The sequence below is a fragment of the Blautia wexlerae DSM 19850 genome (assembly GCF_025148125.1).
In the GTDB taxonomy this organism is placed as follows: domain Bacteria; phylum Bacillota; class Clostridia; order Lachnospirales; family Lachnospiraceae; genus Blautia_A; species Blautia_A wexlerae.
The window spans coordinates 2,459,963-2,476,866 of record NZ_CP102267.1; the positions used below are offsets into that span (position 1 = coordinate 2,459,963).

Annotated in this window: 16 protein-coding genes and 1 pseudogene; 3 read left to right on the forward strand and 14 right to left on the reverse strand. The window is 40.5% G+C overall.

Going from position 1 to position 16,904, the window contains the following annotated elements:
• Nucleotides 1-161 precede the first annotated feature (161 nt).
• Nucleotides 162-1,397 carry an iron-containing alcohol dehydrogenase gene (locus tag NQ550_RS11370; protein WP_025578242.1) on the forward strand — a complete coding sequence of 412 codons (1,236 nt, stop codon included), beginning with the start codon at nucleotides 162-164 and terminating at the stop codon, nucleotides 1,395-1,397.
• A 114-nt stretch (nucleotides 1,398-1,511) separates the two neighbouring features.
• Nucleotides 1,512-2,891 (forward strand): aldehyde dehydrogenase, encoded by a 1,380-nt coding sequence (locus NQ550_RS11375; protein ID WP_025578244.1) that lies wholly within the window; start codon nucleotides 1,512-1,514, stop codon nucleotides 2,889-2,891.
• Nucleotides 2,892-2,900: 9 nt separating this feature from the next.
• On the opposite strand, the gene NQ550_RS11380 is transcribed toward NQ550_RS11375, so the two are convergent.
• Nucleotides 2,901-3,620 (reverse strand): GTP pyrophosphokinase, encoded by a 720-nt coding sequence (locus tag NQ550_RS11380; protein ID WP_025578246.1) that lies wholly within the window; start codon nucleotides 3,618-3,620, stop codon nucleotides 2,901-2,903.
• A 654-nt stretch (nucleotides 3,621-4,274) separates the two neighbouring features.
• Between NQ550_RS11380 and NQ550_RS11385 the strand changes: the two genes are divergently transcribed.
• The gene (locus NQ550_RS11385; RefSeq protein WP_025578247.1) at nucleotides 4,275-4,943 is read left to right on the forward strand and encodes a restriction endonuclease; all 669 of its coding nucleotides are present in this window, start codon (nucleotides 4,275-4,277) and stop codon (nucleotides 4,941-4,943) included.
• A gap of 5 nt (nucleotides 4,944-4,948) precedes the next feature.
• Here the strand turns inward: NQ550_RS11385 and NQ550_RS11390 are convergent.
• The 13 genes and pseudogenes from NQ550_RS11390 to NQ550_RS11445 all read right to left on the reverse strand — a co-directional run.
• Nucleotides 4,949-5,131, reverse strand: a pseudogene (locus tag NQ550_RS11390) (DNA-3-methyladenine glycosylase I); the annotation flags it as partial.
• Nucleotides 5,083-5,769 (reverse strand): DUF4317 family protein, encoded by a 687-nt coding sequence (locus tag NQ550_RS11395; RefSeq protein ID WP_029676911.1) that lies wholly within the window; start codon nucleotides 5,767-5,769, stop codon nucleotides 5,083-5,085. The pseudogene NQ550_RS11390 and the gene NQ550_RS11395, both read right to left, overlap by 49 nt.
• A gap of 199 nt (nucleotides 5,770-5,968) precedes the next feature.
• The gene (locus tag NQ550_RS11400) at nucleotides 5,969-6,928 is read right to left on the reverse strand and encodes an RNA-guided endonuclease InsQ/TnpB family protein (protein ID WP_326929040.1); all 960 of its coding nucleotides are present in this window, start codon (nucleotides 6,926-6,928) and stop codon (nucleotides 5,969-5,971) included.
• A complete protein-coding gene (locus tag NQ550_RS22110) occupies nucleotides 6,922-7,074 on the reverse strand; it encodes a helix-turn-helix domain-containing protein (protein WP_173742053.1) in 153 nt (50 codons plus the stop codon). The genes NQ550_RS11400 and NQ550_RS22110 overlap by 7 nt, the downstream gene beginning before the upstream one ends.
• A 619-nt stretch (nucleotides 7,075-7,693) precedes the next feature.
• Nucleotides 7,694-9,511, reverse strand: a complete 1,818-nt coding sequence (locus NQ550_RS11405; RefSeq protein ID WP_025577702.1) for a recombinase family protein — start codon at nucleotides 9,509-9,511, stop codon at nucleotides 7,694-7,696.
• Between the two features lie 45 nt (nucleotides 9,512-9,556).
• Nucleotides 9,557-9,694, reverse strand: coding sequence for a hypothetical protein (locus NQ550_RS11410; protein ID WP_158563395.1), 138 nt, complete (start codon nucleotides 9,692-9,694; stop codon nucleotides 9,557-9,559).
• Nucleotides 9,687-10,052 carry a type II toxin-antitoxin system PemK/MazF family toxin gene (locus NQ550_RS11415; RefSeq protein WP_025577701.1) on the reverse strand — a complete coding sequence of 122 codons (366 nt, stop codon included), beginning with the start codon at nucleotides 10,050-10,052 and terminating at the stop codon, nucleotides 9,687-9,689. The genes NQ550_RS11410 and NQ550_RS11415 overlap by 8 nt, the downstream gene beginning before the upstream one ends.
• A 590-nt stretch (nucleotides 10,053-10,642) precedes the next feature.
• A complete protein-coding gene (locus NQ550_RS11420) occupies nucleotides 10,643-11,119 on the reverse strand; it encodes an RNA polymerase sigma factor (RefSeq protein ID WP_025577699.1) in 477 nt (158 codons plus the stop codon).
• Between the two features lie 490 nt (nucleotides 11,120-11,609).
• The gene (locus NQ550_RS11425; RefSeq protein WP_011527997.1) at nucleotides 11,610-11,780 is read right to left on the reverse strand and encodes a cysteine-rich KTR domain-containing protein; all 171 of its coding nucleotides are present in this window, start codon (nucleotides 11,778-11,780) and stop codon (nucleotides 11,610-11,612) included.
• A 104-nt stretch (nucleotides 11,781-11,884) separates the two neighbouring features.
• Nucleotides 11,885-12,901, reverse strand: coding sequence for a sensor histidine kinase (locus NQ550_RS11430; protein WP_025577697.1), 1,017 nt, complete (start codon nucleotides 12,899-12,901; stop codon nucleotides 11,885-11,887).
• A gap of 2 nt (nucleotides 12,902-12,903) precedes the next feature.
• Nucleotides 12,904-13,569 (reverse strand): response regulator transcription factor, encoded by a 666-nt coding sequence (locus NQ550_RS11435; protein WP_025577695.1) that lies wholly within the window; start codon nucleotides 13,567-13,569, stop codon nucleotides 12,904-12,906.
• 82 nt (nucleotides 13,570-13,651) lie between these two features.
• Nucleotides 13,652-16,213, reverse strand: a complete 2,562-nt coding sequence (locus tag NQ550_RS11440) for an ABC transporter permease (RefSeq protein ID WP_025577694.1) — start codon at nucleotides 16,211-16,213, stop codon at nucleotides 13,652-13,654.
• A complete protein-coding gene (locus NQ550_RS11445) occupies nucleotides 16,203-16,889 on the reverse strand; it encodes an ABC transporter ATP-binding protein (RefSeq protein ID WP_009243486.1) in 687 nt (228 codons plus the stop codon). The genes NQ550_RS11440 and NQ550_RS11445 overlap by 11 nt, the downstream gene beginning before the upstream one ends.
• Between the last annotated feature and the right edge of the window lie 15 nt (nucleotides 16,890-16,904).

Consider the following 16,904-nt stretch of genomic DNA (forward strand, 5'->3'; position numbering starts at 1 on the left):
AATTTTGGCTCGTATGTCTCGGAATAAGCTCTTTTACCAAAGATAAATTTTGAACATCAAAATATATTGACTTTTCTTTTTTACCTTGTTATATTTTTTCTGAAGTAACTGCTGTCCGGCAGTCTGCAAAGTAGCAGGCTGCCCCAGGAAAGGAATTATCCATGAACACTCTCAGAAAAATATATTGCAGGGCTTTTCAGAAAGCTTTTCACATTGCAATTCCCTTTTTACCTTACAGAAAACCCAAAATCGCAGGAAGCGTCAAGGAACTCCCTGAAATCATCATGCGCCACAAATGTACTCATGTACTGATCATTACAGATGGCGGTATCATGAAGCTTGGACTTACCAGAAGACTGGAAAAAGCTTTAAAGGAGGCCGGCATCCCCTATACCATTTATGATAAAACAGTTGCCAACCCTACTACTGTCAATGTCCGCGAAGCCCTGGAGCTTTACCATAAAGAGGGCTGTGATGCCATCATCGGTTTCGGCGGCGGTTCCAGCATGGACTGTGCCAAGGCAGTCGGTGCCTGTGCGGTTAAACCCAATCAGTCTCTGGCCCAGATGAAAGGAATCCTGAAGGTGCATAAGAAACTTCCCCTTCTCATGGCAGTTCCAACCACTGCCGGAACAGGAAGTGAGACCACTCTCGCCGCTGTGATCACAGATGCAGACACCAGATATAAATACGCCATCAACGATTTCCCGCTGATTCCCCGCTATGCAGTGCTGGATCCCAAGGTTACCTTAAGCCTGCCCCCATTTATCACCGCAACTACAGGTATGGATGCCCTGACTCATGCAGTGGAGGCATACATTGGCAATTCCACCACCATTGATACACGCAGGGATGCATTAAAAGCGATAAAACTGATTTTTGAAAATATAGACATTGCCTATGAGCATGGCGATAATATTCAGGCAAGACGAAATATGCTCCACGCCTCCTTCTACGCAGGCTGTGCTTTTACCAAATCCTATGTAGGATATGTTCATGCAGTCGCTCACTCTCTGGGTGGACAGTACAACGTTCCCCATGGACTTGCCAATGCCATTCTGCTGCCGCTGGTACTTCGGGAATATGGCTCCTGCATTGACAAAAAGCTCCACAGACTTGCCATTGCAGCAGGACTTGCAGACAAAAATACGCCGGACCATGAAGCAGCAGAGCTTTTTATCCGGGCAATTGAAGAGATGAAAGAGCGATTTGGAATCGTAAATATTGTAAAAGAAATTCAGGAAACAGATATCCTCAAGCTTGCCCATTATGCAGATAAAGAGGCCAATCCTCTGTATCCTGTGCCGAAGCTTATGGATGCCTCCGAACTGGAGAAATTTTATTACATGCTGATGTCTCTGACTTCCAAGGAAAATACCTCAGAAGCTGAGAAGTAACTGTTAATATTCTTCTATCCTGCAAAGCGTTTTTTATAAAAATATCAAAATACAGGAACCTGCAGACTCTCAATAGTTACCTGATATCTATATTATATAAGGAAATAATGTATTATGACAGAAACAGAAATTAAAGAAATCGTTCAGAAACAACGCAGCTATTTTTACACAGGTGTCACTTTACCGGTAGAAAAAAGGCTGGATGCCTTAAAAAAATTAAAGACCTGTATTCAGAAATATGAACCACTGATCAATGAAGCACTGAAACGTGACCTTGGAAAAAGTAACTTTGAATCCTATATGTGTGAAGTGGGACTTGTGCTCTCAGAACTCAGCTACATGATCCGCCATACACCTTCCTATGCAAAAGAAAAAACAGTACTGACTCCCCTTGCCCAGTTCGCTTCCAGAAGCTATAAGAAGCCATCTCCTTATGGTGTTGTCCTGGTTATGAGCCCATGGAATTATCCTTTCCTGCTCACCATTGATCCGCTGATCGATGCGATTGCAGCCGGAAATACAGTTGTACTGAAACCAAGCGCCTACTCTCCTCACACCAGCCGGGTGATTGAAACCATTATCACCGAATGTTTTGATTCCCAGTATGTGGCTGTGGTAAACGGCGGACGTGCGGAAAATAACACTCTTCTCAATGAACATTTTGACTATATTTTCTTTACAGGAAGCCAGCATGTTGGCAGGGAAGTAATGGCAAAAGCATCTGTACATCTGACCCCGGTTACCCTGGAGCTGGGCGGTAAAAGCCCCTGCATTGTAGAGAAAAGTGCCAACCTGAAACTTGCAGCCAGAAGAATTGTATTTGGAAAATATCTCAACTGTGGTCAGACCTGTGTAGCACCTGATTATATTTACTGCGACAGAGAAATCAAGGATGAACTGATCCGACAGATCCAGAAACAGATCAGGAAACAGTTTGGTTCCACACCTCTGAATAATAAGAATTATGGGAAAATTATTAATGAAAAGCACTTTACTCGTATCTGCAATCTGATTGATCCCAGCAAGGTAGTCTGCGGCGGTGACAACAATCCGGGAGCTCTTCAGATTGCTCCTACTGTTATGGATAATGTAACCTTCGGGGATGCAATAATGCAGGAGGAAATCTTCGGTCCTGTGCTTCCTGTGCTGACCTATGATTCCCTGGATGAGGCCATCGAAAAGGTCAACTCCATGGCACATCCTCTGGCACTATATATCTTCACCTCCGACAAAGAAGCTGCGGAAAAAGTTACTTCCCGCTGTGGATTCGGAGGCGGATGTGTCAATGACACCATCATCCACCTGGCAACCAGTGAAATGGGATTTGGCGGCTTTGGTGAAAGCGGAATGGGTTCCTACCATGGCAAAGACGGTTTTCATACCTTCTCCCACTATAAGAGTATTGTAGACAAAAAAACATGGCTGGATCTGCCAATGAGATACCAGCCATATAGAAAAATTTATGAAAAATTATTGAGGAAGTTCCTGAAATAAGGAACTTTCTCAGGATTGATTCCCCTTATCAGCTCTGCTGACCAGTTGATTACGAATTTCCTGCATCCGGTTATCCAACTGAGCACTCTGGGTGGCACACGCCAGAAGCTCCTCCTGCAATTGCTGTGCCTGATCTGCCGGGATATCTTTTTTATAGCGAAGCTTATGTTCCAGACTTGCCCAGAAATCCATGGCAATAGTTCGAAACTGGACTTCCACATTTACCATTTTTTTGTTTTTCTGCAGAAAGATAGGCACCTGCACGATCAGATGCAGGCTTCTGTAACCACTGGGTTTTGGATTTTTTATATAATCTTTTTTCTCGATCAGTACAATATCATCCTGACGCAGAAAGCTGTCTGCCAGCTCATAGATATCCTCCGGAAAAGAACAGATTACCCGGACACCTGCGATATCCTTGATATTTTCTTCTATAGCAGTTAAAGACATGGGAATATTTTTTCTGCGTATTTTCCGCACAATGCTGTCATAAGATTTAATTCTGGTTTTAATACCCTCGATAGGATTTTTATCATATTCCAGGGAATACTCCTGATTCAGCACTCTGAATTTTGTCTCAATCTCCATGACAGCACACTGATAGTAAGACATCAGCAGATCAAAGGGCCTTTTATTTTTCTGGATCATTTCCAGAAATTCTTCAGACAGCAGACTCCTGCGGATCAGCTCGTCCTTTCTGGCTTCTATACGGTTTTTTCGTTCCGACATAATTTCTTCAAAATTTTTCAAATGTTTCTCCCCCTCTTACGGTTTTGTATAATTACTATAGCAATCCTCGTAAATAGTGCATTTAATAGGCTCGCTATAAACTGTCCACTTTTTTCAGCAGCAATAAATCAAAGACTATTATAACACAATTCCCGCAAAGAGTAACCATTCTCGTTACTGTTTATTCGTTACTGTTCACTCCGTTCACAGTAACGTAGCCAAAATTCATTCCAGATTGCCTGCGGCAATGGAATTTTGGCTTGTATGTCTCGGGATTTTGGCATATTCATGCCAAAACACCTCGCGGGATAGTGGTGTGTGAACAGTAACGTTTATTCCATTCTCGGTAACGTCTCAGTAACGCAACCAGTAAACCAGCCAGTAAACAATAACCCATTCTTCTTTTCTTCGCAAAACACTTGTTCTTTATCATCAAACATGGTATTCTTATTTTGCTGCAGACTGTTATCGTAATTCAGGAAAATACCGTAACACCAGCCATTTCATTACTTACAGTATTTTCCTGAATTTCTATAAATGGTATGTTGCAGATATAATATATTGCAAATATGCACTACATCTATAGCAATCCTCTTAAATGTATCATTTACGAGGACTGCTATACAATTTTATATAATACAGGAGACTCAACACATGGATGGATATGAATTTGAATATCAATGTGCAAAGATACTAAAGCGAAAGCATTTTTCTAAAATAAAAGTAACCCAAAGCTCCGGAGACCAGGGAATCGATATCATTGCTTTCAAACATCGAAAAAAATACGGGATACAATGTAAATATTACACCCATCCTGTTGGAAATAAAGCCGTTCAGGAAGCCTATGCAGGTGCAAACTTCTACGACTGCGATAAAGCTGTTGTAATGACAAATATAACCTTTACAAAGTCAGCAACCCAGCTTGCACAGAAACTGGATGTTGAACTATGGCCCAACTGCCCTGTTACACCCTTTTACAGTTTACCGTTTAAAATCATAAGTTTATTAAATGCAGTTCTTTTTCTTTACGCAGTGCTCGCATTTCTCTCCCTGAAACCTGAATTTGATTTTATTCATCTTCCCTTTGTTCCTGATACCCTGACGCTGGTCATCATTCTTACAGCTTCTATTTCCGGTATCTTCGGCTGGAGTTTTTTTCTGTGTAATCTCATTGCTGCAGGTGCATACCTTTATCTTGCATTTCATACACTCATTCTGCCGACATATGCAGAAACAGGCAGCTGCACAAATATACACATGCTTTCCCTGATTCCGGCAGGCGTATATCTGCTTCATGCAGGATGGATAAAAATCAGGAAATAACAGTCTTATGAATAACTATTATAATGCTCAGCTTTCTGATTTGCCAAAAAGCAGCCCTGCTCATGAGAACAGAGAACTCCTACTGCCTGTAAATAGGCATAGATGACCGTTGTCCCCACGAACTTCATACCACGTTTTTTCAAATCTTTTGATATACAATCAGACTTTTCAGAAATCCTTCGTCCAGATGCTCCGGTATTTCAAAGAATACATCTATTTTTCCAGGTTCTGCGGAACGGTCTTCAAAGGCAGGGAAAATAAAGCCGCATTTTGGAGTTCCGGCATTGTAATCTTTATCTACCGGAGCCACCACACAGATCAGGAAACTGTATATTTCTTCTGACTCCCACTGTTCGCTGTGGTCTGAGCCTTTCTTGGGAATATCATATATTCCATGATAAATATAAATTCCAAACTCCTGTCCCTGCAGACGGTTTGTTCTATTTGATGAATCTCTTGTACTGCAGATTCCCTCCGCAAGCTGTTCACAGAGAGTCTGAACCAGAAGATCATCTTTTAATCCGTATTGTGATAATGCCATCAGTAGTTTATGGATGCTGTCATATGCCATATCCCCTTCAGGGAATTTATAACATTTTAACTGTTCATTTGTTTTGGAAAAAGGAATGGTTTTCGCAAGATCCAGATTTACCTGCTGATCATGTTTGCTCATATTTTTGAAGCTTACATTGAAGGTATTATCTATGTATCCCTCATCATCTATATATGCTCCTGCTGCACGCACAAAGCAGTTTCTGGATAATGTCATCCTGCGGGTTAATTCCAGCATATCATTTCGGTTGATCTTTGTATCTTTTTTATTCATCAAAATGGTTCCATCCTCTCCAAAAAGCTTTTCTTTTATGGTCAGTATATCATACGTGACATGCTCTCGCCACTTAAATCTTACAGATTTTGAAGTGGGAGCTTCCTGCTCAATTGCCCTTCAGGGCAAAGCTAAAACAGGCTATCCCCGCGTGTCCCGCGGTTCTTTTTTTATCCGGTTACGGATCTTTTCTGTGCTATTATGCACATTTTTTATATATTCTTTTTCCTTCTTTCAGAATATTGACCGCCGCATTCACATCCCGGTCCATCCGGTTTCCACATTCGCATAGGTATATCCGTTCTGATAATGCAAGTGACTCTTTCTTTTTATGTCCGCATACGCTGCATATCTTACTGGATGCAAAATATCTGTCTACTTTTATCAGATATTTTCCACGTTCTTCCAGCTTATATCCAAGCATGGAAAGGAACTGACCGTATCCGTTATCCTGTATCCCTTTTCCGAAATGCAGGCCTCCGGCTATCCCCTTCAGGTTCAGATCCTCCACACATACTGCGTCATAGTCTTCTGCAAGGCTGTAGCTGAGCTTATGCTGGAAATCCTTCCTCTGGTTCTTTATCTTTTCATGATATAAAGCAACCTTTTTCTTCTGTTTCTGATAGTTACGGCTGCCCTTTTCACATCTGGAAAGTTTTCTCTGTTCCCGGGCAAGTTTTTTCTCTGCATTCCGGTAAAACATGGGATATCCGGCTCTTTCACCGGTAGAAAATACACACATCCCATGCATGGCAAAATCCATCCCCAGAAATTTTTCCGCCTGTCTTTTCTCCGCTGTTTGGTTTTCACAGTCGAACAGCAGGCTGGCAAAATATTTTCCGGACGGTTCCCTGCTCACAGTCACTGATTTCAGCTTCCATCCCTCCGGGATCATACGGTGGAGTTTTATTTTTACCGGCTGCATCTTTGGCAGTTTCAGGAACCTGTCCTGCAGACGGATATTCCCATTTACCATATTCGTTGTATAGGATTTCCGCGAATGTTTTTTTGATTTATAATGCGGAAATCCCACTCCCGGTTCCCGGAAAAATTTCCGGAAAGCCCCTTCCAGATTTAACTGTACATTCGCCGCAAGAGAATCCACCTCTTTCAGCCATGGATATTCTTTTTTATATCCGGCCGGCGTATTTTTCAGCATCTTTTTTCTTCCTGATAATGGCGGATCTTATCCGCAAGCATCCGGTTATAGAGAAAACGACTGCAGCCGATCGTCTTCTCTATCTGGGTTATCTGTTCTTTATTTGGATAGATCCTTATTTTTACTGCCCGGTTTATCTTTCTCACCCTGACTCTCTATATACTGATGGATTGTTTCAACAGGTGCTATATTTCAAAGATTTCTTTTGTTCTCTCTGACATCTTATCGTCCAGCATCTTTCTGCTATATTTCATAACTATGATCAAACAAAAACACTGAATGAGAATTATTATCTAAACTCATTATGTACACTCACTTATTGCTTATTTCGACCGTCCAAATTCCAAGAGCATATTGTTCTTTTCTCTATTATAATATATTTATTGTGTCAGAACAAGTGTTTTGTGATTTTTTATAAATTTGAGCAGACATGCTCGAATGTGCAATTCATCCCATCACCTATAGGACGCCGCTGAAAAACTGTTTTTTCATACTATATACAGTGTCTCAAAGTTGATTGATGTACTTTATTTTGTGTTAATTTATACGCAAAAAGGACTTTTTCAGTGGCCTTCCTATAGAGGTGAGGGAATTCTTGCTACGGTTGTTAAACAAAAGAATACCGCTGTGTAATGTAACAAAAAAGACCCTGAAGAACTGTATTTCTACAATTCTCCAAGGTCAAATTTTACGTTTGGACACTTTAGGGCTGGTTGGCTATTTTACCTCTTTAGAGGATATTTCGCTTTGCCCCATAACAATATGCTAATTATGCATTCTTCTCAGCGATAGCTGCCTGTGCAGATAGGTAAAAATATGGGGGTTTTTAATGAAATGAGCATTGTCCTCATTCTTTTCCCTATGTACCGAGGAAATCTTTTCGATTTCCTCCAATTTGATAATGCAGTTTTTCTTTCTGCCTTCCGCTGTAAAGGTTGCTTTCACATCTGCTGTCCCATTCAGATTAACATACCAATCAAATGTAGTATCCGATGTCGGTGTTATCAGATATACAAACTGATTGACAACATCGTGGCTGATAGTGCTACCACTAAAATCAATAAAGCTGTTCAGAGTGGAACGGATACCCTCTATATCCAATCCTTTCGGATTGCTTTTTTCCTGTGGAATTTCATCAAGTGCTTTTTGAAGTTTCTTGATTTCTTCATCGACAGGACTTCTCATTGCTTGATACTCGTCCTTGGAAATCTCTCCATCAGCTCTCATAGCAATCAAGTTAGTCAGTCTGCTATTTGCCTTATCCAATTTCGCCTGTATCGTTACCGTATCGGATTGAGTTTCGTTAGATTTTTCTTCCTTATAATAATACTTAATAAGGTCTAACGCAATCAGTACAGACTCTTTTCTCTCCGTCCAGAGATGCTCTAACAAAGCTTTTGCCATAAAATCGAGTTTCCAATCGGTTATCATTCTGCTGTCACAATATCCCTCAGTATCTAAACCGATTTCAGCTCTTTTCCGTTTAATTCCGTTGTTAAGCTGATTGTAGCATTGATAACCGTAAGAGGTTTTTCCGTCCAATTTCGTATGCCATTTATTTTTACGGTATGATGAGCCGCAGGAACAACGTAGCTTATTGACCCATATATCTCGTGAATCACGCTTACTATGTGTGTTTTTCCCTGCCGATACACATACAGGTTTTACTCTACTTTCCCTTATCGCCTGTGCTTTATTCCATATCTCTTGAGAAATAATAGAAGGGAAATCACCCTCAACATATTCATAAGTGGACATATCAAGATTGTTTATTCGCTTCTGCTCTAAAAAGTTATTGCTTCTGGATTTGTTGTAACACTTTGTTCCTGTGTAAGTGGCATTTTTAATCGCTCTCATAATATTTGAAACGCTCCACTTTATAAGTCCAGAAGCTGTTTTCCTTTTTCGCTCCGTCAAAATCTTTGCGATTTTCATCGAGCCATAACCTTGCAGATACAAATCATATATCATTCTGACCGTTTCTGCCTGTTCCTCATTGATAACATAGGTATCTCCAACACGGTCATAACCTAAAATATTACCGTTTCCATAGAGAACACCATTATCACGGCTGATTTTCTGACCTGCTTTTACACGCTCGGAAGTCTTGCGACTTTCTTCCTGTGCCAATGTTGCCATAAGAGATAGCCGCAGTTCTCCATCTCCGTCCATTGTCCAAATATTATCGTCGATAAAAAACACCTCAACGCCTATGCCTTTTAACTCTCTTGTAACAACAAGGGTATCCACAACATTTCGTGCAAAACGGCATACCTCTCTGGTAACAATTAAATCAAATTTACCTTGCTTGGCATCTTCAATCATTTTCAAAAAGGCAGGGCGTTTTTTTGCCTGTGTTCCCGTGATACCTTCATCAATATATCGTTCACAGACCGTCCAGTTCGGATGATATTTTACTTGGTCATCATACCATTGTAACTGATTTTCCAATGCAGATAACTGTGCTTCGTGTTCTGTTGAAACACGACCATAAATAGCAACTTTTCTGGCTCTGTTTCTGTCAAACAGAGAATAATCTGTGAGCTTAAATCTGTAATTATATTCATTTACTGCTGTGTTCATTAAGCATACCTCCAATTCATTTTTCTGAATATATTGTACTGATTATCAAGCCGCCTGTGAAATGTGCGAATTTGCGTGTTTCACGATATTTGTATATGTGGCTTGATTTATCATTCCTTTTTCAAGAAGTATCTCAATGAGTTTCAGAGCCGCTACATTTTTATCTACCTTAATTTCATTCATTATTGACCTCCCTCAAAGAAATACTAATGGCAAGAGCTTTATCGGCTCTTGCCATTATGACTGTGGATAGCATACCAACATATTTACGCAGGCGTTGTTTGTCTATGGTGCGGATTTGTTCAAACAGGATAATTGAGTTCTTATCCAAACCTTCAAAATCATTGATTAAAGTGTGTGTCGGCAATTTTGCTTTAGTGTGTATTCGGCTTGTGATGGGTGCGACAATGACCGTAGGGCTATGCTTATTGCCGACATCGTTTGAAATGATAAGTACAGGTCTTGTTCCGCCTTGCTCCGAGCCGATAACAGGATTTAGATTTGCGTAGTAAATATCTCCACGCTTGATTTTTCTTTCCATTATGTTTGACCTCCCAGATTTATTTAGGCAGGTATGTTCTGCCTATGTAGGCAGCCAAACAAAAGGAAGTATTTAAGGTCGGGAGAGTATAAGCAAAATCTCTGTTCCTATGACTACCTTTTATCTGGCTTTATGATAGGAGCATTTCAATTTGTCCTCGACACCCCGAAATGCTATGGGAAGTCGCCAAACGGTCAGTAGCGAACTGACACCACGGGAGTTCCACCCCTCTGACGGTCTGCCAGAGCCGCCCTCATTGCCTGCGACGGTTTTATCACGCTCGGACTGTGACTGGACGGGAGTACCATTATTCTCTTTGTGGGTTATGGCGAAATCGGAAGCAATCCGATATTTTCAGTCGGTAATGAATGAGATCACCCCCTTTCATCGCTCGCTGCTTCTTAACAGGTCTTGGCGTACCGCTGCACACGCTTATGCTCATCACAATCACAAAGAGGAAGTATTTGGCGAATGGATATTCGGTTGTCAAGGATCACTCCCGTTTTCGCCACACAAAGCAAAACAGGTGGAAGGAATTTAATCCCTCTCACCTGTTTGCTCACTTAAAAGCGGTTTCGTATAGGCTAAAATTAAAATTTTTCAAAAAGTTTTTTTAACTTCTTTAGTGCAATGTCAACGCTTCCTTTAACCGCCATTTTGGTGCATCCCTCCAACTTGGCAATCTGCTCATAGGACAACTCTCCGAAAAAGTACAACAGCAGCCTGCGTCTTTGTGTTTCGGGCAGTTTTGATATTGCCTTATGTAGCAGTTCGTATTCGATGCACCTTGAAACGGTTTCCTCAAGACTTTCTTCCTTATAAAAAACTCGGTCATTCAAGGAGTTTTCTGTCAACTCGGAGTGTTCAATGTGCCTGCTCACCCGATTAAGATAGGAAATATCCTCAAGCTCAAAACGGTTAAACAGGTCATACAGCACTTTCTCTATTTCAATATTTTGCATAACACCCCGCCCATCTTTAAAAGAGAGGTAATATCTGCCCTCTACAATCATCAGCGTATAAGGGTTATGCTTGTCCTTTTTTCGGTTAGGATGTTTTTCATTCATTCTTTGTTCCTCCAATCAATCTGAATTTTTGAAATTTCAGATTGATCGGCGGTGAACGACACCCTACGCCACAAACAGGCTTACGACTTAATTCAACAAAAAACGACAAAAGAAAAACCGCAAAGGCTGTCAAACCCTTACGGTTATAAGAAATAACAATTCTATTATATAGATATTTAACATCTACTTTTGGAACATAATTTCCCCAAATGGAGATAAGAATTTTTTTAACAGATTATTCTCATCTCTATCGAACGGTATGTAAATAACTGCTGCTTAAAATCAGCAGCACAGTGTTATCAGACCAACACATAAGAAATCCCTCCAAACTTGAAACAGGTCTGGAGGGATAAAATAGCCATCTGAGCATGACAAAATTGCCCACCAAAACACCGTTTTTTTTATTTGGCGGACTTGTCAAATTCTATATTCATGTAAAAAAAGAGCCGATGACTTATGAGGTTATCTCACAAGTTCATCGGCTCTGCGTCTATGCGTCTGGCTCTTTGATGACGGTTATATGTAATTTCTTTGCATTTATTAAAGTTTCTTTCTTACATTTCGGACAGTAAAGAGGATAATTCTTTAAAACAGTATCTTCTCTAACTCTATCACGGGTTTTGTTGCCACAAATCGGGCAAATTATCCATTCTGAAATCATAAATTATCCATCTCCATTTATCATGTTTTATTTAATCTTTCTATTTTATATTTACTATCTTGACAAATTCATATCGTACACTTATCTGGAATTACTATTATTCTCTAAACTTTTTTCAAGAATAAAGAAAATATCGTACCTTTTTCATCGGATGCCACCTTGATATACCCGTTCTGCTTATTCACAATATCACGGGTAAGATATAAACCGATCCCTACACCGTCAACTCCTGCTGACTGCTTTCCACGGTAAAATCTGCCGAAGATTTTTGCCTGTTCTTCTTCAGGAATGCCAATTCCGTTATCGGATACATCCAATCGCAAATACGATGGATATTCGGTGATTTTCAAGTCCACAACTCCTCCGCTTGGTGTATATTTCACAGCATTGTCAAGTACATTGGTAACAGCTTCTGCCGTCCAGTTAAAATCAAGCAGGGCTTCAAAGGTCTGCCCACAATCAAAGGTAATCGTAATATTTTTATCCCTTGCTTTGGCATAAACCGTTTTTACCGCTTGCATAACAATATCATTTAAACTGCTTTGTTCAGGTTTTAATCGGATAATGCCACTTTCCAAACGGGACATTTTAATCAAACTGTTTGTCAAAAAAGTCAGCTTTTCAAGGGACATCTGCAAGGTGGCAATATATTCCCTTCTCTCCTCATCGGATAACCCTGTATCACCTAATAACTGTGCAAAGGTGTTTGCCGCTGCTACGGGCGTTTTAATTTGATGCGAAATATCGGAGATTAAAGTTTTAATCTGTTCTTTCTCCTGTGTCAGCATTTGATTCTGTGCCTTTAAAATATTGCGGAGTTTTAGAAGTTGATGCTGCAGCCGTGCGGTCAGGGTATCCTCAGCTTCTGAAAAGACCGTCCGTTCCTGCTGTTCTACCAATGCTTCAATGAGCAGCGTAATCTCCTCTAACAGATTATCATTATAGCGGTTGTGCAGAAAGTCCAGCAGGAACAACAGACCCCCAAAAAATACAAATGCAAAAGAGATAAAAAGCGTACGGAAAAGGATGTCCTCCATAAAAAAGAACACACCAACAGATACCACCGCCGTAGCAGTACCTATAATTAAAATCAGTTTTCTATAAATCACAAAATGCTTCATCGTCATTCTCCAAAAGAGTAGCCCATGCCAAAAACTGTTACAATGTATTCCTGCTTTTCATCATTCAGTTTCTGCCTTAGCCGCTTAATATTCACACGCACGGTATTATCATCAACAAAGTTTCCATCTATATCCCAAAGCTGTTCCAAAAGCATTGCCTTTGTAACAACCCTTCCCCTGTTTTCCATTAGATAAAGGAGCAATTTGTATTCTGTTGAGGTCAAATGTATTTCCTGTCCCTTCATCAAAACAAGACACTTTTCTTTATCTAACTCTAAATCTCTGTATTTCATACGAAATTTTCCTACGCCACTTCGTTTTAGAACTGCCAATACTTTTTTCCGTAAAACTTCGATAGAAAAAGGCTTTGATATATAATCATCACAACCCACGCCAAACCCTTCCAACATATCTTCTTCCGTATCATTAGCAGTTAGAAATAATACGGGTGTTTCCGATGTTTCACGAATTTTTTCACAAAATTCCAAACCATTGCCGTCAGGCAGGTTAATATCAAGCAGAAACAAATCATACTTTTGTTTTTGGTATTGCTTCAATGCTTCCAAATACCCATAGACTGCTGTGACCATATGCTCGTCTTTTTTTAGGGCGATAGAAATACCCTTGCTCAGAATTTTGTCATCTTCAAGTAGAAAAATATTTGCCATAGCCGCAAAACGCACCACCTTCCTCAATATACAAAATTGCAGGAACAGACGCAGCAATGCTGCGTCCGTCCCACAACCTCATTTAACTATCAAAATTGTGCAGTCTTTCAATGACCGTTTCATCAGAAGTTGCCTTGTAAACAATGGCAGGAACGCTTAAGCAAATTACAAAGATTGCTGCGATCAAACCGATGACAAGTGCAACAGGGTATTTAAATACTGCATAGTTTGCCATATGCGGAACTGCATCTGCCACCAACATTAGGAACGCATTACCAAAAGTCATAATCAGCAGAGTAGAAATCAGAGCATAAATACCGCCTTCTAAGGTCAATATCTTCCTGATCTGCTTTTTCGTTGTTCCGATACTTTCCATAATGGCAAATTCATTTTTCCTTGCCACCACACCCGTCAACATAACATTTACAAAGTTAATCAAGCCGATGACAATGAGCAGAATTGCAGCACCGTTTCCCAGCAAGCTCAAAGAGTAGTTCATCTGGTTATATAGTTCTTTCTGATTCACGGAAGATTTCAGCTGCCACTCCGATGTGGTCAAGGTACTGTTGATCGCCTGTAATTCGCTGTCAATTCGCTCTAAATCGTTGAAATTCTTAATGTCAACGCCGATTGCGGAAATTATTGGTTCTTTTGTCAGGCGTTCCATACCCGCTTCGCTGACAAAGATAACATCTGGCACCATATTTATTTCTTTGCGTCTGCCAATACCTTCTGAAAGAGTATTATCATAATCGTCATAGTAAAAAGCTCCGCCAATTTTGAAATCAGTTGCCTTGCCGTCTGTACTGTCGGCAGTTAGTGTCAATGTTTCACCCACTAAAGCGGTATTAGGAGCGTTATATTCGGTATCTTTTCCTGCAATCGCTGTTTCGCCACGCTTAAATGCTTCCATGTCAATAGGCGTATCAGGATGCTCTGCATTGTATTCTTCCAGTACCCTGTCGTCTGGAAGCGTTGTAATATAGCAGCCATAGTCACCAGATTCAGCGTACCCTTTCAGTGTTTCTATCGTCTGTTCATAGGACTGCCCCTTTGCTTTATATTTGCTGTCCTCATATTTGATTTTCATAAAGCCTTCTAAATCGTTTTCATTAAAGTCAATACCTGCCCAGACTGTTTTTTGAACATCTATATTTTTAATACCGTCAAGCTGCTTGATTTGTTCTACAAAGTGTTCGTCAAACTGCGGTACTTCTTTATTGAGCTGTTCATACTGCTCAAACTGAATATCAGTGTATTCAAAGTTATAGTCCATATATTCCTTAATAAAGTTCTCAGCCGACATACTGCTTATAACCCCATTTACGCCTAAAATCATAGTAATTCCCATAAACAAGGACATAAACACAAGGGCAGCACGCTTTTTGTCACGGAATACATTATGAAATGCCATCACATGCAGCTTGCCACCATTGGTGGAATTTCTGCTTTTTGTTTTCTTCGGTGCAAAATTCTGAAACTTCAATGCTTCTATTGGCGAAATTTTTGCAGCCGCTTTTGCAGGAGCATTGCAGGCAATCCAAACGGTTACTGCTGAAAAGATTACGGACAAAATATAGATAGATGGATGGAAAAACACTTCGGCATCCATCATCGACTTGCCCTGTTCAAAACCCTCGTTCAACACAAATGGAACAATTCCAAAGGAAACAGCGGTGGCTAACAAAATACCAATCGGGATACCAATGCAAGCAAACTTAACTGCCTGATTTTTTACCAGTGATTTAATCTGTTTTTGCGTTGTTCCAAGCGTTTTCATCAAACCGTAAAAACGGGTATCATTTGAAATGGATATATACAAAACATTGTAAATAAGGAGATACCCGCTGCCAATAATAAAGAATACCAATAGGATTACCATTGCAATCACTGAACCGCTTGATGATTTCATGGAAACCGCACCGCCGAAAGATTGATTTTCGTTAAGCTCCACATCTTTTTGAATACGATAAAAATCATCAGGCATTTTATTCAACGACAAAGAAAGAACGCCGTCCTCTGCCATTGTATAGCCTGCATTTTTGCAATACGCTTCGGAAACAAAGCCCATTCCCGTGCCTGTATAGGAATGAAACCATCCGCTTAAAGTGAAATTTTTTTCCTGCTGACCGTTTTTATCATAATAGGACAGAGGGATTTCCATATTCAGCTTCGGCTCTTTCATTCCAAGCTGTGAAAGAGCATCCTTTGACAGCATAATTTCATTTTCATTTGAGGGATATTTCCCTTCTATATCTTTGATTGTTTCTTTATAGTGTTTATCCCATTCAGTAGTGTCGTAATACGAAAGTGCGATAGAAAGATCACGCCCCTCATCGTTCTTCTCGGCAACCGAGCCGACCATATACTGCGTACCGACGGTTTTAACATATTCCAAATTCTTAATCTGCTGTTCCTGCTTTTCTGTCGGCATCGCAAGGGAAGCATTAGCGGTCGTGCCTGCGGTACGCACCTGCATTAACTTCATATTTTCCATATAGTTAATGCCCAAACTAAACACGGTAGTAATCATAAATGTAGTGAGAACGATCGCAAACACCGCAAACAGGTTACGAATACGGTTTGCTTTCATCATTCCCTTTTCTACTCGCTTAACTGCTTTTTTATTTCGGTTAGCGTGCATATCTGACACCTCCCGAAACAACCTTGCCATCCTCAATGCGGATTGTGCGGTCTGCCATTTGAGCGATTTCCTCATTGTGCGTGATCATAATGGTGGTTTGGTGGAACTGACGGCTAATCGACTGCATCAGCAAAATAACATCCATACTTGTTTTTGAGTCCAAATTTCCAGTCGGCTCATCGGCAAGGATAATGGCAGGCTTTGTCGCAAGGGCACGGGCAATCGCAACCCTCTGCTGCTGACCACCTGAAAGATTATTCGGCATATTCTTAAGCTTTTGTTCCAAGCCAAGAGTATGGATAATCTCTTTTACAAATCTTGTATCGGTCTTGCCACCATCGATCTCAATAGGGTACACAATGTTCTCATACACATTAAGAACAGGAAGCAGATTATAATTCTGAAAAACAAAGCCAATGTTTCGACGCCTAAAAATCGTCAGTTCCTCGTCTTTCATTTTCAACAGTTCTTTTCCTCGGATAGTAACACTACCAGAAGTAGGACGGTCTAACCCACCAATCATGTTGAGTAGTGTAGATTTACCGCTGCCCGATGTACCGATAACAGCAACAAATTCGCCTTCCTCTACGGAAATGGATACCCCATCCAAAGCATGGACTTCGTTTTCTCCGCTTCCGTATATCTTTCGTAAATCTTTTGTTTCAAGTATTGCCATATTAAAACCTCCAAA